This is a genomic window from Pollutimonas subterranea (assembly GCF_002849655.1).
Taxonomy (GTDB): Bacteria; Pseudomonadota; Gammaproteobacteria; order Burkholderiales; family Burkholderiaceae_B; genus Pollutimonas; species Pollutimonas subterranea.
In genome coordinates, this window is record NZ_PDNW01000023.1 from 15,926 (window position 1) to 41,818 (window position 25,893).

Consider the following 25,893-nt stretch of genomic DNA (forward strand, 5'->3'; position numbering starts at 1 on the left):
CAATTCTTAAAAACGGGGCAAGTCGGAAAAGCGGATCTGGCCGCTATGCACGTGCATCTTGCCGTACTCGGCGCAGCGCGCAAGCACGGGGATGACCTTGTCCGGGTTCAGCAGGCCGTAGGGGTCGAACCCCCTTTTCAAGGCGGAAAAGAAATCCAGTTCTTCGCGCGTGAACTGTATGCACATCTGATCGATTTTCTCTATGCCGACACCGTGCTCTCCGGTCACCGTCCCGCCCACCTCGACGCACAACTCGAGAATGGCCGCCCCGAATTTTTCGGCGCGCTCCACGTCGCCGGGCTGGTTGGAATCGAACATGATCAATGGATGAAGATTACCGTCTCCAGCATGGAACACATTGGCGCAGCGCAAGCTGTACTCATCTTCCATTTGCTCGATCGCACCGAGCACGCGCCCTAGGTGGCGACGCGGAATCGTTCCATCCATGCAATAGTAATCCGGCGAAACGCGACCGGCCGCGGGAAATGCGTTCTTGCGTCCGGCCCAGAACAACAAACGCTCGTCTTCCGATCCCGACACCTGCAAGCGGGTCGCGCCGGCGAGGCGAAAAACCTGTTCCATGCGGGCCACTTCGTCGCTGACTTCCTCGGCGGTGCCGTCCGACTCACAAAGAAGGATTGCCGCCGCATCAAGGTCGTAGCCCGCCTTGACGAAGGGCTCAACCATATGCACGGCACGCTTGTCCATCATTTCAAGTCCGGCTGGAATGATGCCGCCGGCAATGATATTGGTCACCGCCAGGCTGGCTGCGTCGACACTGGCGAAGCTGGCCATGATGACCTGCGCACAAGACGGCTTGGGAATCAAGCGTACCGTGACCTCGGTCACGATGCCCAGCATGCCTTCGGAACCAATGAAGGCGGCCAGCAGGTCGAGCCCGGGGCTATCGGGCGCGCCCGAACCCAATTCGACCACCTCGCCATCGATGGTGATCATGCGAACCTGCAATACGTTGTGTATGGTCAGTCCATACTTCAGGCAGTGGACGCCGCCGGAATTTTCAGCGATGTTTCCGCCTATGGAACAGGCAATCTGGCTGGACGGATCGGGGGCGTAATACAGGCCATACGGAGCGGCCGCTTCGGAAATGGCCAGGTTGCGCACGCCCGGCTCGACAATGGCAGTGGCCGACTCCAGGTCAATTTTCTTGATCCGGTTCAGCTTGGCCAAGCCCAGCAGTATGCCTTGCGCATGCGGCATGGCGCCACCCGACAGGCCGGTTCCGGCTCCGCGCGCCACAATGGGAATATTGAACGCCTTGCAGGCCTGCAATACGGCAATGACCTGCGCTTCGGTTTCGGGCAGCACGACCACCGGCGGCAGGCAACGATACAGCGACAAGCCATCACACTCGTAAGGGCGGGTGTCCTCGACCTTGGACAGAATGCAATGATCGGGAACATCAGCCTTCAGCCGCGCAAGCAGACCTGCAAAATCCGGCGCCGGATTCGGCCCCGAACTCATCGTCGTATCGTTCATTGTCTCGCTTCTTTATATTTTTAGACGGTATACCGTAGTTGACGCTAGGATTGTGGAATAATCTTCCCGGGATTCAGGATATCGTTCGGATCGAACGCTCTTTTCAGGCTGGCCATGAGGTCAAGCGCATCACGCCCATGCTCGGCAGCCATGAATTCCATTTTATGCAAACCAACGCCGTGCTCTCCGGTGCACGTGCCGTCCATGTCGATCGCCCGCTGGACCAGTCTGTGATTCAACTGTTCGGATTCTTCCCATTCCTGGGGATTTTCGGAGTCCAGCAGCATAAGGACGTGGAAATTCCCGTCGCCCACATGTCCGACGATGGTATAGGGAAAGCTGGCCTGATCCAGTTCGGCCGCCGTTTGGGACACGCACTCGGCCAGGCGGGAAATGGGAACACACACGTCGGTGGTACTGGCGCGACAGCCGGGACGCAATTGCAAGCCCGCAAAATAGGCGTTATGGCGCGCTGTCCATAAGCGACTTCGATCCTCGGGCTGTTCGGCCCACTGAAAATCCATTCCGCCGTTATCGCGCGTAATGTCCTGCACGATTTCCGCCTGCTCTTTGACTCCCGCAGGGCTTCCGTGGAATTCGAACAACAGCAGCGGCGATTCCTTGAGGTCGAGCTTGCTGTAGGCATTGGTGGCCTTGACCGCCGCCGTATCCATGAATTCGACCCGTGCCACCGGCACACCCATCTGTATGATTTCGATGACGCTTTGCACCGCCGCACCGAGCGTGCTGAAATTGCATATCGCGGCCGAAATGGCTTCCGGCTGGGGGTACAAACGAATAGTGACTTCCGTGATTATGCCCAGCGTGCCTTCGCTTCCTACAAAAATGCGCGTCAGGTCGTAACCCGCGGACGATTTGCGCGCCCGGTTGGCCGTTTCAATGATGCGCCCATCGGCGGTGACGACCTTCAGCGACATGACGTTTTCACGCATGGTGCCGTAACGCACTGCATTCGTTCCCGAGGCGCGCGTGGCCGCCATGCCGCCCAAGCTTGCATCCGCGCCTGGATCAATGGGGAAAAACAGGCCAGTGTCGCGAATTTCGTCGTTGAGCTGCTTGCGGGTCACGCCCGCCTGGACCGTCGCGGTGAAGTCTTCCGCGTGGACCGCCACCACTTTATTCATACCGGAGAGGTCAAGGCTGATGCCGCCCTGAATGGCCAGCAAATGACCCTCCAGCGATGAACCGACGCCATAAGGAATAAGAGGAACCTTATGCTGATTGCAATGGCGTGCCACCCAAGCGACCTCTTCCGTGGTTAGCGCAAACACCACACCATCCGGCAACATCGGCGGATAAGGAGACTCGTCGCGCCCATGGTGCTCGCATACCGCGTGCGCGGTGGAAAACCGGGAACCGAAACGTTCCGCGAGCGTATCGAGAAACCCAGTTGGAATCGCGCGACGCAGACTCTGCGCTAAAGCGGGGGCGTTCATGCATAACTCCTTATACTTCGCCGGTGTGTTGACAAATCAATACTACGACTTTTAAGCATGGCTGCCGATCAGGGCATTTGCCGATTGCGCCAGTACGTCTCGCCGTCCCGCCAGAACCTGCCGCCTTGCCTTCACGGCCTGCGACAAGCGTTCGAGAACCTTCACGGAAGCGTCCCAGTCAATGCAGCCGTCGGTAATGCTCTGACCGTAGACCAGCGGCTGTCCGTCCACCAGGTCCTGACGCCCGCCCACTAGGTGGCTCTCTACCATGACACCGAAAATGCGCTCGTCGCCCGCTTCGAGTTGAACGGAAACATCATCGATCACCAAAGGCTGGTTCAAGTAGTTTTTATTGCTATTGGCATGGCTTGCGTCGACCATGATGCGCGCGCGTAAACCGGCTTTGCCCAGCGTTTGGCACGCGGCCTCGACGTTGGCCGCATCATAGTTGGGGTTTTTCCCGCCGCGCAGGATGACATGGCAGTCATCGTTGCCTACCGTGGACACAATCGCCGAATGGCCGCCCTTGGTCACCGAAAGGAAATGGTGCGGCTGGGAAGCCGCCTTGATGGCGTCGATGGCGATCTTGATATTGCCATCAGTGCCGTTCTTGAAACCCACCGGGCATGAAAGCCCCGACGCCAGCTCCCTGTGGACCTGGCTTTCTGTGGTGCGCGCACCGATCGCACCCCAGGAAACCAGGTCGGCAATGTATTGCGGCGTGATCATGTCGAGAAATTCGCAACCGGCGGGGATGCCCATCTGGTTGACATCTATCAGCAACTCGCGCGCGGTACGCAGGCCCTGGTTGATGTTGAAGCTGCCATCCAGTCCGGGATCATTGATAAGGCCTTTCCAGCCCACGGTGGTGCGCGGCTTTTCAAAGTAGACGCGCATGATGATTTCGAGCTCGCCCTTGAAACGTTCCCGCTGTTCCACCAGGCGCTTGGCATAGTCCAGCGCGCCGGCCGTGTTGTGGATGGAGCACGGTCCAATTACAACGGCCAGTCTATCGTCCGACCCTTGCAGGATATTGTGCACGGCGTGGCGTGCGCCGTAGACGGTTGCCGAGATCTCGGTGGTGCAAGGGAACTCGCGCATAACATGTGCCGGAGGACTGAGCTCCTTGATTTCCCGAATGCGTAAATCGTCAGTATTGTGGGTCACTGCTTAACTCCAGAGTAATTGCCAACTTCGCAAGCGGTACAAAAAAAGCCGCCTAGCGTCGCTGGCGGCTTTTTGGGAATTTGCTTCTTTTTTACTGCGTACAACGCTTCCCTTCCTCCACCAGCGGCTTTGGAAAACTAAAAAAATAAAAGAAAAAGTAGGAGGAAGCGCGAGACATGTTCAGACTCTAGCACAGAGTCCTACCACCTGCCAATCAAAAATTCATATGGATTTCGCCGCTTTAGTCATGCCCTCATACAATAATTGATTTGAGATGAAATGATTTTGTAGTGTATGATTTTTGCAGCTATCGTTTCCAGACGAATAGATATAGCGGCGAGTCCTCGTCATACATCCGTCTAATAAACAGGACATGCACATGAAAAATAAAACCACCACCCTATGCACACTGGCCGCGGCGCTGCTCACGGCCGCGGCAACTCAAGCGTCGGCCGCCACCCTCGCCGAGGTCAAGGAACGCGGCTACATCCGTGTAGCAGTCGCCAATGAGATTCCCTACGGCTACATGGACATGAGCGGCGAAGCCAAGGGCGCGGGCCCGGATGTCGCCAAGCATGTCATGAAGCAACTGGGTATCGACGAGATCAAGTGGGTCACCACCAATTTCGGTTCGCTGATTCCCGGCTTACGTGCAAACCGCTTCGATATGGTGGCCGCTGAAATGGCTATTCTTCCGCAACGATGCAAAGAGGTTCTATTCTCGGAACCGAACAGTTCGTATGGCGAGGGACTGCTGGTGGCCAAGGGAAATCCTGACGACATCCACACCTTCGAGGCATTTTCCAAGAACGACAAGAAAATTGCCATCATGGCCGGCGCCGACCAGCTTGAAATGCTCCAGGCCCTGGGCGTACCTTCCAATCGCATGGTCACCATATCGAACAATGCGGACGCCATTTCCACCGTCGCCACGGGCCGTGCAAGCGCTTATGCCGCCACAAGCCTGACAGTCAGCGAGCTGGCCGGAAAAAGCGATAAAGTCGAACCGGCAAAGAACTTTACCGATCCCGTGATTGACGGTGAGCCCGCACGCAGCTGGGGCGCGTTCACCTTTACCCAGGATTCACAGGACCTGCGTGATGCGGTGAGTGCCGAACTGGCAAAGTTCAAGAAAACGGACGGCTGGCAAACAATCATGTCGAACTATGGTTTCAGCCCAACCGATGCGAAAGAATCTTCCAGCAAGACCACTGAGCAGCTGTGCGCCGGTTAAGCGGCACCCTTTCCTTTCTTGAAGAAATTGGATCGAAACCCTGATGGAATGGCTCAGTTACAGCAAGCCGCTGCTTGAAGGCGCCTGGGTGACCGTACAGCTGACGCTGTATTCCACCGTGCTAGGCGCCTTCTTTTCATTTGCGTTCGGCATTGGAAAACTATCCAGGAACTGGCTGGCCAAGGGGATTTCGATTTTCTTTATCGAAATCTTCCGCGGCACGTCGCTGCTTGTACAGCTCTTCTGGCTCTATTTCGCCCTGCCGATACTGGGCCAGGCCATCGGCATAGACCTGCGCCTGCCGCCTGTGGTGGCGGGCACATTGGCCCTTGCGCTCAACATCGGGGCCTATGGCGCTGAAGTCGTGCGAGGCGCCATCCAGGCGGTACCTCATTCGCAGCATGAAGCGGCGAAAGCCCTGGACTTCACTCCGCGCCAGACCTTGTGGCGCATTTTGCTGCCGCAAGCGGTTCCGGAGATGATGCCCAGCTTTGGTAATCTTGCCGTACAGAACCTGAAAGACACGGCCCTCGTTTCCCTGATCAGTTTGGGCGACCTGGCTTTTCGAGCCGAACAAATCCGGAATTTCACCCAGGACAGCACCACCATCTATACGCTGCTGCTGTTCATGTACTTCGGCATGGCATTGGTCTTGACCGCCATCATGAAATTGCTGGAGCGCTCGGTCGGGCGCTGGCGTTCGGGGAGGGCCTGACCATGCTTTTTGGCATAGAGTGGGACACCACCAATAACTGGCTGTTCGCCGGCTCCATACTGCCCATACTGCTCAAGGGCCTGGTCATTACCATCCAGGCGACCGTTTTGGGTTTTGCAGTGGCCGCCGTGCTTGGCCTGGTACTGGCCGCACTGAAATCGGCGCGGCTGCGCATCATATCGTGGCCGGCCCGCCTGATTACCGAGTTCATTCGCGACACGCCGCTATTGATCCAGCTGTTTTTCCTTTACTACGTGCTGCCGGAATACGGTATTGTGCTGCCGGCATTCCTGACGGGAGCACTTGCCCTGGGCGTTCAGTACAGCGCCTACATGTCGGAAGTGTACCGGGCCGGCATCGAGTCGGTGTCCCGAGGACAAACGGAAGCGGCCCGCGCGCTGGACCTATCCGCATTCCGGACTTTTTTCTTCATTATTGTGCCGCAAGCCATTCCCCGTATCGTACCGGCCCTGGGCAACTACCTGGTGTCCATCATGAAGGATGTGCCCGTATTGTCGGTCGTGTCGGTCCTTGAAATGCTGAACGTGGCCAAGATTATCGGCGACCGGACCTTCAACTACCTGATTCCCCTCTCGATGGTGGGCGGCTTGTATCTCGTGCTCACCTTGTTTGCCTCGGGTGCCATACGATACCTGGATACCCGCCTGCCCAAGCAAGGACTGCCCCTGCGATGAATGAACCGATTATAAAATTCGACAATGTCGTCAAACGCTTTGGCGACATCACCGTGCTGGACTCCCTGGATTTCCAGGTTCAGAAAGGTGAAAAAGTCACCATTATCGGCCCATCCGGGTCGGGTAAATCTACAGTGCTGCGCATCCTGATGACGCTGGAAGCCATCAATGAGGGCGTCATACACGTGGCCGGCAAGCCGCTCTGGCACGAGTACAAGGACGATAAGCTGGTACCCGCCAGCGAAGGCCACCTGCGCGAGATGCGCAAGGAAATGGGCATGGTGTTCCAGCAGTTCAACCTGTTTCCGCACATGACGGTACGCCGCAACGTGACCGAAGCGCCTGTGCAAGTGCTTGGCCTGTCCAAAGCCGAAGCCAACCAGCGCGCCGAAGAATACCTTGACCTGGTGGGCCTGTCCGATCAGGCGGACAAATTCCCCAGGCAGTTGTCGGGAGGACAGCAACAAAGGGTCGGCATCGCTCGCGCGCTGGCCATGCGTCCAAACATCATGCTGTTTGATGAGCCTACGTCTTCCCTGGACCCTGAGCTGGTCGGCGAAGTGCTGACAGTTATCCAGCGTCTGGCCGAAGAGCATGACTTGACGATGCTGCTTGTGACACACGAAATGCAGTTCGCCAAGCAAATTTCCGACCGTGTTTGTTTTTTTGACAAAGGCAAGATTGTGGAAGAAGGTCCACCGGAAGTCCTGTATACCAGCCCCAAAGAAGAACGGACCCGCGAATTCCTGAAAAATTTCATTAATCAGGAATAAGATGGGTCCGACGCTAAAGGCCGCCTTTTGGCGGCCTTTACGCTAGGCCAGTGCCAAGGGCGCTTCTTGTGGAACCAGGGCGGAGAAGTCGCGGCGCGCGGCAATATGCTCGGGCCGGGGCTTCAGCCCATGCATCGGGGCGCCCAATGCATTCTCGGTACTGTTGTACACCATGAAAACATTGGCACGAGGCCATGGCGAAATATTGCCATTGGATCCATGCATGGTATTGCAGTCAAAAAAGACGACCGATCCGGCCTTTGCCATCATGGGCTTGATGCCGCCTTGCTCGACCAGCAATTGCAGGCTCAACGGATCAGGCACACCATACTCCTGCTTCTTGAGCGATTTCTTGTAGTGGTCGTCAGGCGTCTGGCCCTGGCAGGACACGAACTGCTGATGTGAGCTCGGTACCAGCATAAGCGGACCGTTGCAGGCATTGTTGTCGCTCAGCAATACTGAACAACTCAGCGCCCGCATCCGTGGCATGCCGTCTTCGACGTGCCAGGTTTCGAAATCGGAATGCCAGTAGAACTCCTTGCCTTTGAAGCCGGGTTTCATGTTGGCACGCGATTGGTGCATATAGACTTCCGAACCCAGAATCTGGCGCGCCACATTGATCAAACGGGGATCACGGGCAAGATTCCCAAGCATATCGCTCAGTTCATGAACCCGGAAGATGGAACGCACTTCGTTGCTACCGGGTTCTGTAATGGATTCCTCCATCGACACGATGGAGGAATCGGCGCTCATGCGCTTGACTTCATCCAGCAGAACCTGCGTCTCGGCGTCGCTGAAAATATCTTCGAGCAACAGAAAGCCATCGCGCTCGTAAGCGGCTATCTGGCTTTCTTCCACGGCGTCGGCATAATTGCCACCTTCATAGACTACTGGATCCTGCCTGGCAATGATCGCCGAACCGCGATCGTTGCGCGAGGCATACCAGTCTGCAATGGGTTTTCTCATTTACTACTCCTTAACTTTTACGCGGCGCGCGCGTCTGCCGGGTATACCCCTTTCTCGTCATGCACCTCAAAGCCTGTCAAGGGCGGGTTGAATACACAAATCACTCGCAACGGCTCTTTGCCGCCCCGCAGCCAATGCTCATCATTTTCGTCGAGGGCATAGACGACTCCAGGACCCAGTGCGTATTTCTTGCCATCGGCTATGGTTTCGATTTCGCCATCCCCTTCTATGCACCATACGGCTTCGAGATGGTTCTGATAGTGGATATGCGTTTCAGTACCGGGAAATATCACGGTCTCGTGAAACGAGAAGCCCATGCCGTCCTTTTGCAACAGCACTCGCCTGCTGAGCCAGTTTTCCGTTATGACCTCGTGCTCGGTACCTATGACTTCGTTGACATTCCTTACGATCATCGCGCTCTACCTCCAAATTTCAATACATGGGCGCTTACGCCCTTTTCTGCCAACACTTCGGCAACGCTACGCTCAATGATTTCCAGTCCGCGCGAAAGCAGATCATCTTCTATCGTCAGTGCAGGCAGGACCTTGAGGACTTCATCATGCGCCCCTGAGGTTTCGATCACGAGGCCATATCCGAATGCCTTCTTTGCCACCTGCGCCGCGACATCGTCATCGGCGGAAGTGATCAGCCCCTGGATGAGGCCACGGCCGCGCACGCTCAGCCCCGCCATCGGGTAGCTGTGGACCAGGTTCTCCAGCCAGTCGCGCACCAGACCTTCCTTGCGCTGAATTTCTTCGGAAAAAGCCCCATCGCTCCAATACGTCTCGAGCGCCTGGGATGCGGTAACAAATGCCAGGTTATTGCCACGGAACGTGCCGCTGTGTGCGCCCGGTTTCCATATATCGAGTTCGGGTTTCATCAGCACGAGCGACATGGGAAGACCGAAGCCCGAGAGGGATTTGGACAATGTGATGATGTCAGGCTGAATGCCTGCCGACTCAAAGCTGAAAAAGTTGCCGGTCCGGCCGCAACCGACCTGGATATCGTCCACGATCAGCAACATGTCATGTTTTTTGCAAAGCCGCTCAAGCTCCTTCAACCAACGCCACGTAGCCACGTTGACACCGCCCTCGCCCTGGACCGTCTCCACGATCACCGCGGCGGGATGGTCCAGGCCGCTGCTGGGATCGTCCAGCATGCGTTCCAGATAGGCCATGGTGTTGATGTCGGGTCCCATGTAGCCATCGAAAGGCATGAACGTGGTGTTCGCCAGCGACACGCCCGCCGCATTCCGGAATTTCGAGTTGGCCGTCACTGCCAGCGATCCGCCACTCACGCCGTGGAAGCCATGCGTGAACGAAATGATGTTCTGCCTGCCCTTGATCTGCCGCGCAAGCTTCAAGGCGGCTTCGACCGCATTGGTGCCTGTCGGGCCGGTAAACTGCAAGGTGTACTTCCAGTCGCGCGGCTTGAGCAATACGCGATCGACGGTCTCAAGAAAGTGTTTCTTGGCCGTAGTCGCCATGTCCAGGCCATGAATCAGACCATCGGTATCAAGATATTCGATGACTTTTTTCTTGAATACCGGATTATTGTGCCCGTAGTTCAACGTCCCTGCACCGCTGAAGAAATCGATGTACTGTTTATCGTCTTCATCAATCAATATGGAGCCGCGTGCTTGCTTGAAGATGACAGGAAACGACCGGACGTAGCCCCGCACTTCCGACTCCATCCGGTCAAATATTTTTAAATCCATCATGTTTCTTCCTCTCTTTTGGCGAAGCGCCGGGACGAAGCGAAACAATGCTCCCGCCCTTGGCTGGCGCCTCTGTTTGAAGAATATTGGTGCGTCACGCACCATCGACTACGCAGGCCTGAAAGGGCCTATGCGTATAAGCGGTTCATCGTCATGCCCATGCATGCCGAATAAATGCCTCTCGAACAACGGCGTCTCGCATGATCGAGCGTCCAGCTGGCGCGCCACGGAGGCGAACAAACTGCGCGATGCACGGTTATCCGGACCTACCGTTGTTTCGATATATCTGATTTGATTCATGCCGGGTCGCCGCAACAGTCCGTTCAGCATGTACCGGGCCAAGCCTTTGCCGCGCGCACGTTCGTGTACGGCCACTTGCCAAACGAAAAGTACGTCGGCCCTTCCGGGCGGTACGTAGGCGGACACGAAGCCTTCAATGCCGTCGCTGTCTTGCGCCACGATGCAGGTATCGCGAAAATGCTCGCTGAGCAGCAGATAGGTATAAAGGGAGTTCAGGTCCAGCGGCGGGCACTGGGACACCAGGTCGTGGATGGCTGCCGCATCCCGCTTGCCGGGAGCACGCAAGGTCGAGACGGACTGCAGGGGGATGCCGCCCTTGGCGGCTGATTGAAATAGAGGTATCGAGGTATCTTGATCGTTCACACCACCAGTCCCGATTCTGGCGGAACACCGGCTGTCGGCACATCCAGGATGGGCGAGGCAATTTCACCCGGCTGTTCAGCAAGCGCGGTGCCGTCCGACTCCATGAGGTGGACAATTCGTTCAAGTGACAGCGTGATGGTGGCTTGCTCGAGCTCCGGCAGCGACCTGAGCGCGTCGGACAGTTTCTGCTGCAAAGGGGACGGCGTGTCAAGTGCCAGTGCACGACCTGCTTCAGTTGCCGACACGAACACGATACGGCGATCTTCGCGCCCGCGCTCGCGCCGAATAAGGCCTTTGTCTTCCAGGCGGTCAAGAATGCCGACGACGGTACTGGGGCTGACATGGACTTCGCGGCTGATGGCCGTGGCCGTCAGCGGACCGCGCTCGATCACGGCGCGCAGGCAAACCAGTTGTGGCGCCGTAATGTTGCTGCAGGCGGCCAACTGACGGGAATGCAGGGCAATCGAACGCGTGATGCGTCGCAATGCACGCAAGATACGCAGGTCGAACTGTTGGTCTTCCAATGATTTAGTCATCACACGAAATAGTTCTGTTAAATTGATTTCAACAGAAATGATATGCGCGCAAAGCACCTATGTCAACCGTGAATACCCGGGCAAAGTGTCAAAGCGGAGGGTCGGCGCGCCACAAAACAGCAAGACGAACGCCGGGCTGGAACCGACCCTTAAGGGGAAATTACAGCTAAGCCGTGCCGGTGCCGCCCACCGTGAGGCCGTCCATCCGGACGGTCGGCATGCCAACGCCCACCGGAACGCTTTGCCCTTCTTTTCCGCAAGTTCCCACCCCGGAATCAAGTTGCAAGTCGTTACCGATTAGGCTGACTTGGTTCATGGCGTCGGGGCCATTTCCTATGAGTGTGGCGCCCTTGACGGGATATGTCACCTTGCCATTCTCGATCATGTACGCTTCGGAAGTGGAGAATACGAACTTGCCACTGGTGATATCAACTTGGCCACCGCCAAAATTCACGGCATATAAGCCCTTCTTGACCGATGCGATGATCTCCGCCGGTGGTACTTGCCCAGGCAGCATGAAAGTATTGGTCATGCGCGGCATAGGCAGGTGCGCATACGATTCGCGTCGTCCATTGCCAGTGACCGGCATTTTCATGAGGCGCGCGTTCATTGAATCTTGCATATACCCTTTCAGGACGCCGTCCTCGATAAGCACGTTACGTTGCGTGGCATTGCCTTCGTCATCGATGTTCAACGACCCACGCCTGTCGGCCAGTGTTCCGTCGTCGATGACAGTAACGCCCTTGGAAGCCACGCGTTCCCCGATGCGCCCCGCAAAAATGCTGGAACCCTTGCGATTGAAGTCGCCCTCGAGTCCGTGGCCCACCGCTTCGTGCAGCAAGATGCCTGGCCAGCCCGAACCCAGCACGACGGTCATTTCACCCGCCGGCGCCGCCTTGGCATCAAGATTGACGAGCGCTTCGTGGGTGGCGCGTTGCACATAAGAGCGCAACACATCGTCGGTGAAATAGGCGAGCCCGCTGCGGCCTCCTCCGCCCCCGTGGCCCATTTCGCGGCGGCCATTGCGCTCGGCGATGACCGTCAGGGAAAGACGAACCAGCGGGCGGACATCAGCGGCCAGCCGCCCGTCGCTGCCCGCAACCAGTATGACATCGTACTCGGCGCCCAACCCCGCCATCACCTGGATGATATGGGGATCGGCGGCGCGTGCCATGGCTTCGAAACGCTCCAGCAACGCCACCTTGTCGGGTGCCGACAAGGTATTGACAGGGTCGATCGCCGGATAAAGATCGTGACCTGCAGGAGGATGCCCCGAAATGACTTTTTGGCGTCCCGCCCCTTGGCGGGCAATGGTGCGCACGACACGCGCCGACGACAGGAGCGCGTCGGGCGATAGTGTGTCGGAATAGGCGAACGCGGTCTTTTCACCGCTGATCGCGCGCACGCCCACGCCTTGCTCGATAGAGAAGCTGCCGGTTTTGACAATACCCTCTTCAAGGCTCCAGCCTTCACTGCGGGTATATTGAAAATACAGGTCGGCGTAATCGACCTTATGCGTAAATATTTCGCCCAGCGCGCGCGCCATATCGTCTTCGCTCAGACCCCAAGGATCGAGCAGAACCGATTTCGCGGTGGCCAGGGCACTGAAAGCAGGGTCAACAAGTTTCATAAAAAGTACCGTAACAACGACAAATTACATCGTTCGATGTTTGAGGGCGGGTAAGGATTCCCGAACGTCGCGCAGATGTTGAAGGTTCATGTCGCCAATGGCGATTCCCGGACCTTCAGCAATACTGTCGACAACGTCGCCCCATGGATCAATTAGAACAGAATGGCCCCAGGTGCGGCGACCGTTTTCATGCTTGCCGCCTTGTGCCGCAGCCAACACATAGCATTGATTCTCAATCGCGCGCGCTCGCAGCAGTACGTCCCAGTGGGCGGACCCTGTCGTATACGTGAAGGCGGCTGGCACCACCATGAGGTTTACCGGCCCCATGGCCCGGAAAAATTCCGGGAACCGTAAATCGTAACAAATGGAAAGACCCACTTGACCGCAAGGCGCCATGAACGTTTGCGGCGTGTTTTCACCAGGACGGATGGATACGGACTCGTCGTAGGACTCGGCGCCCTTCCTGTAGCCGAACAAATGGATCTTGTCGTATCGCGCAACACGCGCGCCGGACGGGTCATAAACCAATGTCGTATTGTAGATGCGGTCAGCCTGGCCGCAATCAAGAGGCAAGGTGCCTCCCACCAGCCAGATACCGTGCATCGAGGCTTGGCTGGACAGAAACTCCTGAATGGGACCACTACCCAGCGCTTCCTTGATGGCAAGCTTGTCCCGGTCTTTATTTCCCATCAGGCAGAAATACTCTGGCAGCACGATGAGTTCGGCGCCGTCTTGCACAGCCTGGCCAATCAGTGCCGCCGCCTCATCGAGATTTTGGCCCAGCTGCGTCGACGTAACGGTTTGAATAGCCGCCACGCGTGAAATATCTTTAGTGGGCACCATAATGATTATCCAGAATGAAATTAGCGAAGTAATACCAACGCTTTGGTTTATTATGCGCAATAATTAATGTTCACATTCGACACAGGAATATTCATGGTCCGCGATACCTATTTATCGGCAAAACAAAAAATAGAAAAAGAAATACAGAAACTGCAGAAACAAGCCCAGGCTTTACAGGTAAAACAGCGCGGTCCGGCAATCACTTCGATTATCCGTTCGATGCGCGAATATGAGATTACGCCGGAAGAAATTGCAGAGGCCTACAACAAGAAAACCGTAAAGACCTCCACGCCCAAGCCGACCCCTGCCGCCGCAAAAAACAAACGGCCCGTTCCAGCCAAATACCGGCACCCCGAAACGGGGGCCACGTGGACCGGCCGCGGCAAAGCGCCGCGCTGGGTAACTGCAGCCGAAGCCGAGGGCCAGGATAGAAGCAACTTTCTTATCTAGACAGGGCAAGCCTAACGACCACGCTCGTAGTTCACCTCGCGGACTTGGCCGTTGTTGCCGGGAAAGCCGTCAAACACCGCTTGGGCCAGATAAGGCATGGCCTGCGCAAGATTATCGGTCGTACTAACGTTGACGGCACTGGATCTATATACTTCAGCGCCGCTGTTTTGATTATCCTTGATAATCACAGTAAGCGTGTTTTTGTACACGTCGACCGGCACGGTATACGCGGGCGGCGACATATAGATGCCGCCGCCCCATCCTCGATATCCGCCATAATAGCCGCCGAACGCAGGACCAAAGCCCCAGCCGTCCATATAGGGGTCGTAAGAACGCTGGACCAGCGCGGTACTGACCGGATTGTTGTAGGCAATAGTGACATCGAATCGTGCAGCCTGCCCTGAGCGCGCCTCGACCAGTCCGGTCGGGCCTATCGATGCGCGAACCATGTCGGCAACCGACTGGAATTCCAGATTGTTGGCCTGGCTTTCAGCGGGCACAATGCGGTAGAACTGGCCTTCCACGTTGGAGGGCCATTGCTGATAGCTGGTTACCCGGGCCGACAGCGTTGATGCGCATCCTGTCACCAGAAACAGGCTTGCCATGACCGCCCAAAATCGCCATATGGATAATTTAGACCGGTGTGAACGATGCCCCATGATTTACCCCACATATTTTATTGATCATGACCAGCCCCGACCTTAATTACGGAGAATGGTAGCGTTACCTTTACTAAGACCACTATGCCAAAACAAAGGTTGCATCGTCGCCTTAAAAAACCGATGCTGTGCAAATACTACAATAGCTCCAACATCGAACAGTGAGTCTACAGCCATGCACACCGACACCGTCCCCACCATATCCCGCCACGACTACCAGCCTTATCCCTATCATCTTCCGCGTGTTTCACTCGAATTCGACCTCAACGCCGCACAAACACGGGTTCATTCACGGCTTGACGTCGAACGCGTTGGTGACGAGAACCAGCCTTTACGTCTCAACGGGCAAGATCTGGTCCTGGAGTCCGTGGCGCTCGACGGCCGGACGCTGTCGGCCGAGGAATATCAGCTGCAAGACGAAATTCTCACGATTTTTCCCACATCGGCAAGCTTTACGCTGCAAATCACGAGCCTGTGCAAGCCAGCGGAAAATTCATCCCTGATGGGCTTGTATGTGTCGGGCGACAAGCTCTTCACCCAGTGCGAGGCAGAAGGTTTTCGACGTATCACCTGGTTCCCCGATCGTCCTGACGTCATGTCGCGCTATCGTGTCACCCTGCGTGCCGATCCAAAGCAGTACCCGTTGCTGCTGTCTAATGGCAATCTCCTGGAAGAAGCCGACCTGCCAGACGGCCGCCACGAGGCGGTCTGGGAAGACCCGCACCCTAAACCCAGCTATTTATTTGCACTGGTGGCGGGCGATTTTGCCTGCCGCGAGCAAGCCATCACGACACAAGGCAAACGCGACGCGCTGCTACAGATATATAGTGACCGCGGCTCCGAGACCAAGACGGAATGGGCGCTGGACTGTCTGGTAAGGTCGGTTCAATGGGACGAGCAACGCTTCGGACTGGAGCTCGACCTGGATCGCTTCATGGTGGTGGCTGCAAGGGACTTCAACATGGGGGCGATGGAAAACAAAGGCCTCAATATCTTCAATTCGGCCTACGTACTCGCCGACAAGGACTCTGCAACCGACTCCGCGTATCGAGCCATCGAAGCCGTGATCGGACATGAGTATTTTCACAACTGGACCGGCAATCGCGTAACTTGCCGCGACTGGTTCCAGCTATCCTTGAAAGAAGGCCTGACCGTCTTCCGCGACCAGGAGTTCTCGGCCGATATGCTGGCGCAAGACTTGTCCGGCGCCGAGGCGGCCAGTGCCCGCGCCGTCAAGCGCATTGATGACGTCAGCACGCTGCGCATTGCGCAGTTTCCCGAAGATGCCGGCCCTATGGCCCACCCGATACGGCCTGAAAGCTATCAGGAAATCGGTAATTTCTACACCGCAACCGTGTATGAAAAAGGCGCTGAAGTCATACGCATGCAGCACACGATATTGGGAGAAGCCGGGTTCCGCGCCGGTATCGACGAGTATTTCCGCCGCCACGACGGTGCCGCGGTGACCTGCGATGATTTCGTCAGTGCCATGGAGTCGGTATACATACAGCAGAATCCAGGCAAGGACCTGGATGCCTTCCGCCGTTGGTATAGCCAAGCGGGTACGCCCCGGGTCAAGGTCGATCTGGATTACAACGCCGAAACCCGGACATGCTCGATTACCTTGGGCCAGCGCAACGAAGCCGTCGGCATCGAGCGGCTGCAATCGCCGCTATTGCCCAAGCCGCCTCTGCATATTCCCTTTGCCCTGGGCCTGCTGGATCAGCAAGGAAAGGCCATACCCCTCGAGCATGACGGGAAAACCGCCGAAACGGTACTCCTGGAGCTGACCGAAGAACAGCAAACCTGGGTATTCAGCAACATTCCGCAAAAACCCGTACCCTCGCTGTTGCGCAATTTTTCCGCACCCGTAATCGTCGACGTCGAACGACAGGAAGCGGACCTCATTCTGCTGGCGCAGCACGATACCGACCCGTTCGCCCGCTGGGAAGCGGTCCAGGAATTGGCAACCCGCCAACTGCTGGCCCTGACCAGGTCGGTCGGCGAGGAGCAGCAACCAGAGGTGGATCCGCGCATCATTGAAACGTGGAAACGGCTATTACTCGACGCCGACCTCAGCGCCGCGTACAAAACGCGGATCCTGAGCCAGCCTACCGAGAAAGAACTGCTGGAGAAAACCAGTCCCATGGACCCGGCTGCGGCGGTAAAGGCCAGCAGGCACTTGCGTCGGCAACTGGGCGAAGCCCTGGCATCCGACTGGTTATCCGTCTACCGCAACAGTGCCGGCAGCGACGAGCAGTACACGCCGGATCCGCTCTCTTCGGGACGCAGGTCCTTGCACAACCTCTGCCTGTATTACCTGATGGCCGCCGGCCACCCCGAGGCGAAGCCGCTGGCCGTCGCTCAGTACTACGGCGCGACCAACATGACGGACCGCATGGGCGGCCTCTCGGCACTGGTGCACTTTTCGAACTCGCCCGAGAGCCAGGAAGCGCTGAACCACTTTTATGAACAATGGCAACAAGATCCCTTGGTGATCGATAAGTGGTTTGCCTTGCAAGCCTCCGCCCCCGGCACGACAGTCGAGACCATAAAGTCCCTGATGCTGCACCCTGCGTTTTCACTGCGCAATCCGAACCGGGCGCGCTCCCTGATCTTCCAGTTCTGCATGAACAATCTGCAGGGCGTGCACACTTCCGAGGGCTATGAGTTCTGGGCCGATCAAGTCATCGCCCTGGACCAGCTCAATCCGGAAATCGCGGCACGGCTGGCACGGGCTTTCGACAGCTGGGCCCGCTTTACCGCCACGAACCGTGACGCCATGCAGGCCGGGCTACAACGCATCCAGCAACATCCGACACTGTCGCGCAACGTAAGCGAAATAGTTTCCAAAGCATTGAACATACAGCAGGAGTACAAATGAAACGCACAACACTGACGCAGTACTTGGTCGAGCAGCAAAGAGAAGAACAGGCAGTTTCAGCGGAAGTCCGCCTGCTTATAGAAACGGTCTCGCGGGCCTGCAAGGCCATCGGCCATGCAGTCAGCAAAGGCGCCCTGGGCGGCGTTCTGGGCAGCCTCGAAAGCGAAAACGTCCAAGGCGAAGTGCAAAAGAAACTGGACGTACTGTCCAATGAGATATTGCTGGAGGCCAACGAGTGGGGCGGGCATCTGGCCGCCATGGCGTCAGAGGAAATGGAAACGATACACAGGATTCCAAATCGATACCCCAAAGGCGAATACCTGCTCCTGTTCGATCCCCTGGACGGCTCGTCGAACATCGACGTGAACGTGTCCATCGGCACGATTTTCTCTGTGTTGCACGCCCCGCACCATGCTTCGGGCCGTGACGTGGATGAAGACGATTTCCTGCAACCCGGCGTGCGCCAGGTTGCCGCGGGCTATGCCGTGTATGGTCCCCAGACGATGCTGGTCCTGACAGTAGGCACAGGCGTCATGGGCTTCACCCTGGATCGCGAAATGGGTTCATGGGTCCTGACCGATCCGAACATCACCATTCCCGAGCAAACCGCCGAGTTCGCCATCAATATGTCGAACATGCGTCACTGGGAAGCACCCGTCAAGCGCTATATCGATGATTGCCTGGCCGGCAAGGGCGGGCCCTTGGGCAAAGACTACAACATGCGATGGATCGCATCCATGGTTGCCGACGTCCACCGCATTCTCACCCGTGGCGGCATCTTCATGTACCCCCGGGACGAACGCCCTTCGGGCAAGAACGGCAAGCTGCGCCTGATGTATGAAGCCAACCCCATGAGCTTCATTGTCGAACAGGCCGGCGGGGCTGCCCACGATGGCAGCCAGCGCATCCTGGATGTGCAGCCCACTACCCTGCATCAGCGCATAGGCGTGGTGCTGGGTTCCAAGGAAGAAGTGGAACGCGTAAGGCGCTATCACACCGAAGCGTCATGAGCGTGCGCGATGCTGGCCCGGTAAACCGGGCCAGCATCGCAATCGACATCGCACCGACTAGGCCGGACGGCGCAAAGCCGTCCGGTTGCCGTTCAATCCAGAGTCAGTATGGTCGCACCGGTGGTCTTGCGGCCCTGGAGTGCTTCCTGGGCCTGGCCGGCGTCTTCCAGCGCGAACCGCTGGCCAATGATGATGTCGATTTTCTTTTTGGCTACCAGCCCGAAAAGCTCATCGGACGCCGCCTGCATTTTCTCGAGGGTTGGCACGTGCGTGCCCAGGGTGGGACGCGTCACATACAGGGAACCCTTGCTGGCCAACAGGCCTAGGTTCACCCCTTCGACCGAACCGGATGCGTTGCCGAAGCTGACCATCAGGCCGCGCGGCTCCAGGCAATCGAGCGACGTAAGCCATGTATCTTTACCAACGCCATCGTAGACGACCGGCACTTTCTTGCCATTGGTCAGCTCGTTGACGCGGTCGACGACATTTTCCCGTGAATAGTCGATGACTTCCCATGCACCATGGGATTTCGCCAACGCCGCTTTTTCGGGACTGGATACCGTTCCGATAAGCTTGACGCCCAGGGCCTTGGCCCATTGGCATGCAATCAGCCCGACGCCACCGGCGGCGGCATGGAAGAGGATGGTTTCGCCGCCTTGCAGGCGATACGTCTGGCGAAACAGATACTGCACCGTGAGGCCCTTGAGCATCATGGCGGCCGCCTGTTCGAAATCCACGCCCTTGGGAAGCTTGACGACACGATCGGCGGGTACATTGCGTGCTTGCGCGTAGGCGCCCAACGGGCTCTGGCCATATGCAACGCGATCGCCAACTTTCAGGTGCTTGACGTCAGCGCCTACCGCCTCGACCACCCCCGATGCCTCGAAGCCCAAACCGCAGGGCAGCGGATGCTTGTACAGCCCCGTGCGATAGTAGACATCGATGAAATTCAAGCCCACGGCTTTCTGGCGTATAGTTACCTCATTTTTTTCGGGCGCCGGCACGTCGACCGAAACAAGTTTCAATACTTCCGGGCCACCGTTTTCTTCGATGCGTATAGCTTTGACCTGGTTTTCCAAGACGAACTCCTTAGGTAATAATTTAGGGCGCGATGAGCGCTTAGTTTAAATCCTTATTACAACCCTGTACCTGAAAAAAATGAATCGTCAGAGTGCTTTATTTGCGATTCATGTCGCCGCCGTTTTATTTGGCCTGACCGGCATATTCGGCGAACTTATCCAGGCCGATGCCATCGTCATTACCGCAGGCCGTGCAAGCTTTGCGGTCCTCGCGCTGTTCGCCTTCATACGCTACCAGGGCGGCTCCCTGATGCAGGGCTTCAAGCCCCGGAACATCGGGGTCCTGGTCGCCGCAGGCGCTATGCTGGCCCTGCACTGGGTCACATTCTTCGTAAGCGTAAAGATTGCCGGTGTCGCGGTCGCCACCCTGGGCTTCGCCAGTTTCCCCGCGTTCATCACGTTATGCGAATGCCTTTTCTTCAAGGAAAAGGTCAGTACGGCCGAATGGCTGATACTGGCCCTGGTCACACTGGGCCTGGTGCTGGTCACGCCGTCCTTCGACTTCCAGGATGAAGCGACCGTGGGACTGGCCTGGGCGATTCTGTCGGGTCTGGCCTTTGCCATTTTCACCCTGATCAACCGGCGTGCCGCCGCGCACATTCCCGCGCAACAGGTTGCGTGTTGGGAAAACCTGGTCGTGGCGCTGCTTACCCTGCCCTTTTCCTTCCCCGCGATGGCGCAACTGGATGCCATCAACTGGTTGTGGATAGCGCTGCTGGGCGTGTTTTGCACCGCCCTGTCGCATTATTTGCTGGTGTCCAGCCTGATGATACTCAAGGCACGCAGCGCGGGCATCGTGATTGCGCTCGAACCGCTGTACGCCATTTTCTTTGCGGCAATCCTGTTTGCCCAATATCCATCGATCCGGGCGCTGCTGGGGGGATCGCTCATGATAGGCGCCATCGTATGGTCGGGACTGCGCAAGACCGGCGTCCACGCCGGCAAGCCAATCCCGTCTGGCGAAGACCGGTTGCCAGCGCGCAGGTCCAATCGGGATTGACCTGCGCCTTTTGCTCGTCCGTGCAGCGGGGCGAAGTGCCAGCCGCCCCGCCCATACGAGATCAGGACCGCCCGATGGCGTCCGCGACGGCCTGACCGACTTCCCGGGTGCTGGCACTGCCCTGCATGTCCGGAGTACGTGGGCCGTTTTCCAGAACGGTCTCGATGGCATTGATGACTTCCTGTGCCGCCTCGGGATGACCCAGGAAGTCCAGCATCATTGCGCCGCTCCAGATCTGCCCTATAGGATTGGCAATGCCTTTTCCGTAGATATCCGGCGCCGAACCGTGCACCGGCTCGAATAAAGACGGGAACTTGCGCTCGGGGTTGAGGTTGGCCGATGGAGCTATTCCTATGGTGCCGGTGCAGGCTGGGCCCAGGTCCGAGAGAATGTCCCCGAACAGGTTCGAGGCAACCACCACATCAAAGCGATCCGGATGCTGCACGAAGTGGGCACAAAGGATATCGATGTGATATTTGTCCCAGCGCACGTCCGGATAGTGTTGCGACATTTCCGCCACGCGATCATCCCACCAGGGCATGGAGATAGAGATGCCATTGGATTTGGTTGCCGCCGTCAGGTGCTTGCCCCGCTTCTGCGCAAGTTCGAAGGCAAACTTCAATACGCGTTCGGCGCCGATGCGGGTGAATACGCTTTCCTGAATCACCACCTCGCGCTGGGTGCCTTCGAACAGACGCCCGCCGCTGTTGGAGTACTCGCCCTCGGTATTTTCGCGGACGATATAAAAATCGATATCTCCGGGCTTGCGATCGGCCAAGGGAGACTTGACGCCGGGCATCAACCGGACTGGCCTCAAGTTGATGTACTGGTCGAATTCGCGACGGAACTTGAACAAGGATTCCCACAGCGCGACGTGATCGGGCACCAGGTCGGGCCAGCCTATGGCGCCAAAGAAGATGGCTTCGTGCTTGCTCAGGCGCTCTTTCCAGTCTTCAGGCATCATGCGGCCATGCTTTGCGTAGTGATCGCAACTCCAATCGAGCTGCTCCCACTCGAAGCGGATACCGTGGCGGGCAGCCACAGCGTCCATGACACGTACTCCCTCCGGCATCACTTCTTTGCCGATTCCATCACCCGCGATGACTGCGATACTGTGAACGTTCTTGGACACCTTGATCTCTCTTATTCAGTTATAAAAAAATGATTATGGCGCCCGTCCTGAGACAGGGCAACCCGGTACAGCGGGACCTACTTGCGCCCGATGAGCGAACCCAGCACGCCGCGCACCAATTGATTGGCGGCACGCCGCGCAGCACTCTTGAGCGTTGACTGCACGATGCCGTCGCGGCGTCCGCCTCGCGGACCCGTGGAGCCGAAAAGAAAATCGTTGACAGTACCCATCAGGCCGCCGTCAGTGCTTGTGGCCTTGCCAGGCTCGCCGCCGTCTGCGGACACTTCAGCGTCGGCAGGTTTGGAACTGGCGCGCTGGTGCAAAATTTCGTAGGCCGATTCGCGATCAACGATTTGCTCGTATTTACCGCCAAGCATGGATGCCGCGCGTACTGCGTGGCGCTCGGGATCGGTAGCCGGGCCTATCCGGCTTCCCGGGGCTAGCATCCATACCCTTTCGGTCGGTACAGGCCGGCCTTTGGCATCCAACAGTGAAATCAGGGCCTCGCCTACGCCCAGCTCGGTAATCGCAGCCTCTATATCGAGGCCAGGATTGGGCCGCATGGTCTGCGCGGCGGTCTTGACGGCTTTCTGATCCCGCGGCGTGAAGGCCCGCAACGCGTGCTGTACGCGATTTCCGAGCTGGCCCAGGACTGCATCGGGAATGTCCAGTGGGTTCTGTGTCACGAAGTAGACGCCCACGCCTTTTGATCGCACCAGCCTTACGACCTGCTCGATTTTCTCCAGCAAAGCCTTGGGCGCATCGTTGAACAGCAAATGGGCCTCGTCAAAAAAGAATACGAACTTGGGTTTTTCGGGATCTCCGACCTCGGGCAAGCCCTCGTACAGGTCGCCGAGCATCCAGAGCAAAAATACTGCATACAGGCGTGGCGACTGCATGAGTTTGTCGGCCGCCAGGATATTGACGATGCCCTGTCCCTTTTCGTTGACGCGTATCCAGTCGAAAATATCGAGCATGGGTTCGCCGAAGAAGTTATCGGCCCCCTGCGATTCCAGTCGCAGCAGGCTGCGCTGAATGGCGCCAATGGATGCTGAAGATACGTTGCCATAGCGGGTGCGTAGTTCGGCCGAACGATCGGCAATATGCTGAAGCATGGCACGCAGGTCTTTCAGGTCGAGAATAAGCTGGCCTTCATCGTCGGCAACCTTGAATACCAAGCTAAGAACCCCTTCCTGGGTGTCATTCAGTTCCAGCATGCGGGCCAGGAGCAGCGGGCCCATGTCGGAGACCGTGGCGCGCACCGGATGGCCCTGCTCGCCGAAGATATCCCAGAACACCACAGGGCTGCCGCCCCATGCAGGTTCGGGCAAGCCCAGCTTTGCCAGCCGCTCTTGCAACTTGGGACTGGATACGCCTGTTTGCGAGATTCCGCTGAGATCACCCTTGACGTCCGCCACGAACACTGCTGTGCCCATGCGCGAGAACGCCTCGGCAAGCAACTGCAATGTCACTGTCTTTCCCGTACCGGTCGCGCCCGTGATGCAGCCATGGCGATTGGCCAATTGCGGAAGCAATACTGTATCGGCATTGGCATTTTTAGCAATAACAACAGGATCGGCCATTAGTTTTCCACCATTTCGGACAGCGCTAAAAAGAACGCCAAGTGTAATTCGATGCCACTTCCCGTGCACGCGTTAAAATCCCTTCTTTCTCTTGAATTAAATATCAATTTATGGCCGGTCACAGTAAATGGGCGAACATCCAGCACCGAAAGGGTCGCCAAGATGCCAAACGAGGCAAGCTCTGGACAAAAATCATTCGCGAAATCACGGTCGCTGCGCGCGCCGGTGGCGCCGACCCTGATTCCAACCCTCGCCTGCGGATGGCCTGGGACAAAGGCATGGCCGCCAATATGCCCAAAGAGAACATCCAGCGCGCCATCCAGCGCGGCGCCGGTGGAGCCGATGGTGCCAACTACGAGGAAATCCGCTATGAAGGCTATGGTGTGGGCGGGGCCGCGGTCATTATCGACTGCATGACCGATAATCGCATCCGCACGGTCGCCGATGTGCGCCATGCCCTTAGCAAACATGGCGGCAACCTCGGCCAGGAAGGCTCAGTGGCTTTTATGTTTCAGCACTGCGGTCAGTTTCTATTCGCTCCGGGAACACCCGAAGAGCAAGTCATGGAAGCCGCGCTTGAGGCGGGTGCCGAAGACATCCAGACCGATGATGAAGGCATGATCGAAGTCATTTGCGCACCCGCCGACTATGCCGCCGTCAAGACGGCATTCGAACAGGCATCGCTGGTGCCGGAGGTCCAGGGCGTCATCATGAAGGCCCTAAGCGAAACCGAACTGGCCGGCGAGGACGCCATCAAGATGCAAAAAATGCTGGACGTGCTTGAAGGCCTGGACGACGTGCAGGAAGTCTTTACCAACGCCGTTCTCGACGAAGCCGACTAAGGCGCCCGAACGATTCCACCATTCATTTTCAACACGTCTTACAGCACAACTCACACTATGAAACTACTTGTAATCGGTGGCGGAGGCCGCGAACACGCCCTGGCCTGGAAATTGGCAAAGTCCGCCCGTGTGGAAACGGTATACATCGCCCCGGGCAACGGTGGAACCGCCCGGTCTGAACGATTGCAAAACATACCACTGACCAATGTCGACGAACTCGTTGCATTTGCCCGGAAAGAACAGGTTGCGTTTGCGGTAGTCGGCCCGGAGGCGCCTTTGGCGGCCGGGGTGGTCGATGCCTTCCAGGCAGCCGGCTTGAAGATATTCGGACCCACTCAGGCGGCGGCACAACTTGAAAGCTCCAAAGACTACGCCAAGGCATTCATGGTGCGTCACCATATTCCTACCGCGGCCTACCAAACCTTCACCGATCCCGCCCTTGCAAAAGCCTATATTGCCGAACAGGGTGCGCCCATCGTGGTCAAGGCCGATGGGCTGGCGGCCGGGAAAGGCGTGGTGGTTGCCGCCACGGCGGACGAAGCATGCGATGCCGTGGACCAGATGCTGGGCGACGGGTCGCTAGGCGCGGCCGGTGCGCGCGTCGTAATCGAAGAGTGCCTACTCGGCGAGGAAGCCAGCTTCATCGTCCTGTGCGATGGGCGCAGCGTGCTGCCACTGGCCACCAGCCAGGATCACAAGCGCCTGAAAGACAACGACCTGGGACCCAATACAGGCGGCATGGGCGCTTATTCACCGGCCCCGGTCATCAGTGCGGCGCTTCACGATCGCATCATGCGTGAAGTCATCGATCCGACGATCGCCGGCATGGCCAAAGACGGCATACCCTATACTGGCTTTCTGTATGCGGGCCTCATGATAGGCAGCGGTCCGGACGCCACGCGTACATTGAAGGTGCTCGAGTTCAATTGCCGCATGGGCGATCCCGAAACCCAACCCATCGTGATGCGCATAAAAAGCGATCTGGCCGAGGTATTCGAGCTTGCCGTTGCACAGCGGCTGGACGAAGCCACCATAGACTGGGATCCGCGCACGGCATTGGGCGTTGTCATGGCGGCCCACAACTACCCGGCGACGCCGCGCAACGGCGATACGATCAGCCGTCTAGCCCCTGACACCCCCGAATGCATGGTGTTCCATGCGGGGACCGTACTCGATAATGGCATACTGAAAACATCGGGTGGACGGGTGCTGTGCGTAACAGTGCTCGCCGACTCGGTAAAGTCGGCCCAGGCGGCGGCCTATGCAGCCATTGACCAGACTCACTTCGCCGGACAGCAGTTCCGCAGGGACATCGGATGGCGCGCCATACCGGCCGGGGCCAGTTCAACATAAGGAGT

General features: G+C 57.5%; 24 protein-coding genes. 10 read left to right on the forward strand and 14 right to left on the reverse strand.

Going from position 1 to position 25,893, the window contains the following annotated elements:
* Nucleotides 1-6: 6 nt before the first annotated feature.
* Genes CR159_RS19035 through aroG form a run of 3 tightly spaced genes read right to left on the reverse strand, consistent with a single transcriptional unit; the run spans nucleotide 7 to nucleotide 4,124 of the window.
* Nucleotides 7-1,485 (reverse strand): FAD-linked oxidase C-terminal domain-containing protein, encoded by a 1,479-nt coding sequence (locus CR159_RS19035; protein WP_439650581.1) that lies wholly within the window; start codon nucleotides 1,483-1,485, stop codon nucleotides 7-9.
* A gap of 59 nt (nucleotides 1,486-1,544) precedes the next feature.
* Entirely contained in the window at nucleotides 1,545-2,957 is a 1,413-nt protein-coding gene (locus tag CR159_RS19040; RefSeq protein WP_102075532.1) for an FAD-binding oxidoreductase, read from the reverse strand.
* A 51-nt stretch (nucleotides 2,958-3,008) separates the two neighbouring features.
* Nucleotides 3,009-4,124, reverse strand: a complete 1,116-nt coding sequence (aroG, locus tag CR159_RS19045) for a 3-deoxy-7-phosphoheptulonate synthase AroG (RefSeq protein ID WP_102075533.1) — start codon at nucleotides 4,122-4,124, stop codon at nucleotides 3,009-3,011.
* A 379-nt stretch (nucleotides 4,125-4,503) separates the two neighbouring features.
* On the opposite strand from aroG, the gene ehuB reads away from it, so the two are divergent.
* Genes ehuB through ehuA form a run of 4 tightly spaced genes read left to right on the forward strand, consistent with a single transcriptional unit; the run spans nucleotide 4,504 to nucleotide 7,541 of the window.
* Nucleotides 4,504-5,358, forward strand: coding sequence for an ectoine/hydroxyectoine ABC transporter substrate-binding protein EhuB (ehuB, locus tag CR159_RS19050; RefSeq protein WP_233208404.1), 855 nt, complete (start codon nucleotides 4,504-4,506; stop codon nucleotides 5,356-5,358).
* A 43-nt stretch (nucleotides 5,359-5,401) separates the two neighbouring features.
* A complete protein-coding gene (gene ehuC / locus CR159_RS19055) occupies nucleotides 5,402-6,073 on the forward strand; it encodes an ectoine/hydroxyectoine ABC transporter permease subunit EhuC (protein ID WP_102075535.1) in 672 nt (223 codons plus the stop codon).
* Nucleotides 6,074-6,075: 2 nt separating this feature from the next.
* Nucleotides 6,076-6,768 carry an ectoine/hydroxyectoine ABC transporter permease subunit EhuD gene (ehuD, locus tag CR159_RS19060; protein ID WP_102075536.1) on the forward strand — a complete coding sequence of 231 codons (693 nt, stop codon included), beginning with the start codon at nucleotides 6,076-6,078 and terminating at the stop codon, nucleotides 6,766-6,768.
* Nucleotides 6,765-7,541, forward strand: a complete 777-nt coding sequence (ehuA, locus tag CR159_RS19065) for an ectoine/hydroxyectoine ABC transporter ATP-binding protein EhuA (protein WP_102075537.1) — start codon at nucleotides 6,765-6,767, stop codon at nucleotides 7,539-7,541. The genes ehuD and ehuA overlap by 4 nt, the downstream gene beginning before the upstream one ends.
* 42 nt (nucleotides 7,542-7,583) lie before the next feature.
* Here ehuA and thpD read toward each other — a convergent pair whose 3' ends face one another.
* The 7 genes from thpD to CR159_RS19100 form a co-directional block, all read right to left on the reverse strand.
* Nucleotides 7,584-8,507: an ectoine hydroxylase gene (thpD, locus tag CR159_RS19070; protein WP_102075538.1), complete on the reverse strand. Its 924-nt coding sequence runs from the start codon at nucleotides 8,505-8,507 to the stop codon at nucleotides 7,584-7,586.
* 17 nt (nucleotides 8,508-8,524) lie between these two features.
* Nucleotides 8,525-8,920 carry an ectoine synthase gene (locus CR159_RS19075; RefSeq protein ID WP_102075539.1) on the reverse strand — a complete coding sequence of 132 codons (396 nt, stop codon included), beginning with the start codon at nucleotides 8,918-8,920 and terminating at the stop codon, nucleotides 8,525-8,527.
* The gene (gene ectB, locus CR159_RS19080; RefSeq protein ID WP_102075566.1) at nucleotides 8,917-10,224 is read right to left on the reverse strand and encodes a diaminobutyrate--2-oxoglutarate transaminase; all 1,308 of its coding nucleotides are present in this window, start codon (nucleotides 10,222-10,224) and stop codon (nucleotides 8,917-8,919) included. The genes CR159_RS19075 and ectB overlap by 4 nt, the downstream gene beginning before the upstream one ends.
* A gap of 108 nt (nucleotides 10,225-10,332) precedes the next feature.
* Nucleotides 10,333-10,887, reverse strand: a complete 555-nt coding sequence (ectA, locus tag CR159_RS19085) for a diaminobutyrate acetyltransferase (protein WP_102075540.1) — start codon at nucleotides 10,885-10,887, stop codon at nucleotides 10,333-10,335.
* Nucleotides 10,884-11,423: a MarR family winged helix-turn-helix transcriptional regulator gene (locus CR159_RS19090; protein WP_102075541.1), complete on the reverse strand. Its 540-nt coding sequence runs from the start codon at nucleotides 11,421-11,423 to the stop codon at nucleotides 10,884-10,886. Before CR159_RS19090 ends, ectA begins: the two co-directional genes overlap by 4 nt.
* 166 nt (nucleotides 11,424-11,589) lie before the next feature.
* Nucleotides 11,590-13,053 (reverse strand): metalloprotease TldD, encoded by a 1,464-nt coding sequence (gene tldD, locus CR159_RS19095; protein WP_102075542.1) that lies wholly within the window; start codon nucleotides 13,051-13,053, stop codon nucleotides 11,590-11,592.
* A gap of 24 nt (nucleotides 13,054-13,077) precedes the next feature.
* The gene (locus tag CR159_RS19100; protein WP_102075543.1) at nucleotides 13,078-13,896 is read right to left on the reverse strand and encodes a carbon-nitrogen hydrolase family protein; all 819 of its coding nucleotides are present in this window, start codon (nucleotides 13,894-13,896) and stop codon (nucleotides 13,078-13,080) included.
* 93 nt (nucleotides 13,897-13,989) lie between these two features.
* On the opposite strand from CR159_RS19100, the gene CR159_RS19105 reads away from it, so the two are divergent.
* Nucleotides 13,990-14,346, forward strand: a complete 357-nt coding sequence (locus tag CR159_RS19105) for an H-NS histone family protein (protein ID WP_102075567.1) — start codon at nucleotides 13,990-13,992, stop codon at nucleotides 14,344-14,346.
* An 11-nt stretch (nucleotides 14,347-14,357) separates the two neighbouring features.
* Here CR159_RS19105 and CR159_RS19110 read toward each other — a convergent pair whose 3' ends face one another.
* Nucleotides 14,358-14,951 carry a DUF4136 domain-containing protein gene (locus tag CR159_RS19110; protein ID WP_233208405.1) on the reverse strand — a complete coding sequence of 198 codons (594 nt, stop codon included), beginning with the start codon at nucleotides 14,949-14,951 and terminating at the stop codon, nucleotides 14,358-14,360.
* Nucleotides 14,952-15,180: 229 nt separating this feature from the next.
* Between CR159_RS19110 and pepN the strand changes: the two genes are divergently transcribed.
* Nucleotides 15,181-17,889: an aminopeptidase N gene (pepN, locus tag CR159_RS19115; protein WP_102075545.1), complete on the forward strand. Its 2,709-nt coding sequence runs from the start codon at nucleotides 15,181-15,183 to the stop codon at nucleotides 17,887-17,889.
* Complete coding sequence (locus CR159_RS19120; protein WP_102075546.1) at nucleotides 17,886-18,899, forward strand: class 1 fructose-bisphosphatase; 1,014 nt, start codon at nucleotides 17,886-17,888, stop codon at nucleotides 18,897-18,899. The genes pepN and CR159_RS19120 overlap by 4 nt, the downstream gene beginning before the upstream one ends.
* Nucleotides 18,900-18,991: 92 nt before the next feature.
* On the opposite strand, the gene CR159_RS19125 is transcribed toward CR159_RS19120, so the two are convergent.
* The gene (locus CR159_RS19125; RefSeq protein ID WP_102075547.1) at nucleotides 18,992-19,978 is read right to left on the reverse strand and encodes a quinone oxidoreductase family protein; all 987 of its coding nucleotides are present in this window, start codon (nucleotides 19,976-19,978) and stop codon (nucleotides 18,992-18,994) included.
* A gap of 79 nt (nucleotides 19,979-20,057) precedes the next feature.
* Here CR159_RS19125 and CR159_RS19130 point away from each other — a divergent pair, with 79 nt between their 5' ends.
* Nucleotides 20,058-20,978, forward strand: a complete 921-nt coding sequence (locus CR159_RS19130; protein WP_102075548.1) for a DMT family transporter — start codon at nucleotides 20,058-20,060, stop codon at nucleotides 20,976-20,978.
* Nucleotides 20,979-21,039: 61 nt separating this feature from the next.
* On the opposite strand, the gene CR159_RS19135 is transcribed toward CR159_RS19130, so the two are convergent.
* Both CR159_RS19135 and CR159_RS19140 read right to left on the reverse strand, forming a co-directional pair.
* Entirely contained in the window at nucleotides 21,040-22,110 is a 1,071-nt protein-coding gene (locus CR159_RS19135; protein WP_102075549.1) for a tartrate dehydrogenase, read from the reverse strand.
* A 77-nt stretch (nucleotides 22,111-22,187) separates the two neighbouring features.
* Nucleotides 22,188-23,693, reverse strand: a complete 1,506-nt coding sequence (locus CR159_RS19140) for a helicase HerA-like C-terminal domain-containing protein (RefSeq protein ID WP_102075550.1) — start codon at nucleotides 23,691-23,693, stop codon at nucleotides 22,188-22,190.
* A 110-nt stretch (nucleotides 23,694-23,803) separates the two neighbouring features.
* On the opposite strand from CR159_RS19140, the gene CR159_RS19145 reads away from it, so the two are divergent.
* Nucleotides 23,804-24,535 (forward strand): YebC/PmpR family DNA-binding transcriptional regulator, encoded by a 732-nt coding sequence (locus CR159_RS19145; protein WP_102075551.1) that lies wholly within the window; start codon nucleotides 23,804-23,806, stop codon nucleotides 24,533-24,535.
* Between the two features lie 57 nt (nucleotides 24,536-24,592).
* Nucleotides 24,593-25,888, forward strand: coding sequence for a phosphoribosylamine--glycine ligase (gene purD / locus CR159_RS19150; protein ID WP_102075552.1), 1,296 nt, complete (start codon nucleotides 24,593-24,595; stop codon nucleotides 25,886-25,888).
* Nucleotides 25,889-25,893 lie beyond the last annotated feature (5 nt).

Excerpts from the sequence above, each read along its gene's own strand:
- CR159_RS19035 (WP_439650581.1), bottom strand. The coding sequence starts at position 1,485 with ATGAGTTCGGGGCCGAATCCGGCGCCGGATTTTGCAGGTCTGCTTGCG.
- CR159_RS19040 (WP_102075532.1), bottom strand. The coding sequence starts at position 2,957 with ATGAACGCCCCCGCTTTAGCGCAGAGTCTGCGTCGCGCGATTCCAACT.
- ehuB (WP_233208404.1), top strand. The coding sequence starts at position 4,504 with ATGAAAAATAAAACCACCACCCTATGCACACTGGCCGCGGCGCTGCTC.
- ehuC (WP_102075535.1), top strand. The coding sequence starts at position 5,402 with ATGGAATGGCTCAGTTACAGCAAGCCGCTGCTTGAAGGCGCCTGGGTG.
- ehuD (WP_102075536.1), top strand. The coding sequence starts at position 6,076 with ATGCTTTTTGGCATAGAGTGGGACACCACCAATAACTGGCTGTTCGCC.
- ehuA (WP_102075537.1), top strand. The coding sequence starts at position 6,765 with ATGAATGAACCGATTATAAAATTCGACAATGTCGTCAAACGCTTTGGC.
- thpD (WP_102075538.1), bottom strand. The coding sequence starts at position 8,507 with ATGAGAAAACCCATTGCAGACTGGTATGCCTCGCGCAACGATCGCGGT.
- CR159_RS19075 (WP_102075539.1), bottom strand. The coding sequence starts at position 8,920 with ATGATCGTAAGGAATGTCAACGAAGTCATAGGTACCGAGCACGAGGTC.
- ectB (WP_102075566.1), bottom strand. The coding sequence starts at position 10,224 with ATGGATTTAAAAATATTTGACCGGATGGAGTCGGAAGTGCGGGGCTAC.
- CR159_RS19090 (WP_102075541.1), bottom strand. The coding sequence starts at position 11,423 with ATGACTAAATCATTGGAAGACCAACAGTTCGACCTGCGTATCTTGCGT.
- tldD (WP_102075542.1), bottom strand. The coding sequence starts at position 13,053 with ATGAAACTTGTTGACCCTGCTTTCAGTGCCCTGGCCACCGCGAAATCG.
- CR159_RS19100 (WP_102075543.1), bottom strand. The coding sequence starts at position 13,896 with ATGGTGCCCACTAAAGATATTTCACGCGTGGCGGCTATTCAAACCGTT.
- CR159_RS19105 (WP_102075567.1), top strand. The coding sequence starts at position 13,990 with ATGGTCCGCGATACCTATTTATCGGCAAAACAAAAAATAGAAAAAGAA.
- CR159_RS19110 (WP_233208405.1), bottom strand. The coding sequence starts at position 14,951 with ATGGCAAGCCTGTTTCTGGTGACAGGATGCGCATCAACGCTGTCGGCC.
- pepN (WP_102075545.1), top strand. The coding sequence starts at position 15,181 with ATGCACACCGACACCGTCCCCACCATATCCCGCCACGACTACCAGCCT.
- CR159_RS19120 (WP_102075546.1), top strand. The coding sequence starts at position 17,886 with ATGAAACGCACAACACTGACGCAGTACTTGGTCGAGCAGCAAAGAGAA.
- CR159_RS19130 (WP_102075548.1), top strand. The coding sequence starts at position 20,058 with ATGAATCGTCAGAGTGCTTTATTTGCGATTCATGTCGCCGCCGTTTTA.
- CR159_RS19140 (WP_102075550.1), bottom strand. The coding sequence starts at position 23,693 with ATGGCCGATCCTGTTGTTATTGCTAAAAATGCCAATGCCGATACAGTA.
- CR159_RS19145 (WP_102075551.1), top strand. The coding sequence starts at position 23,804 with ATGGCCGGTCACAGTAAATGGGCGAACATCCAGCACCGAAAGGGTCGC.
- purD (WP_102075552.1), top strand. The coding sequence starts at position 24,593 with ATGAAACTACTTGTAATCGGTGGCGGAGGCCGCGAACACGCCCTGGCC.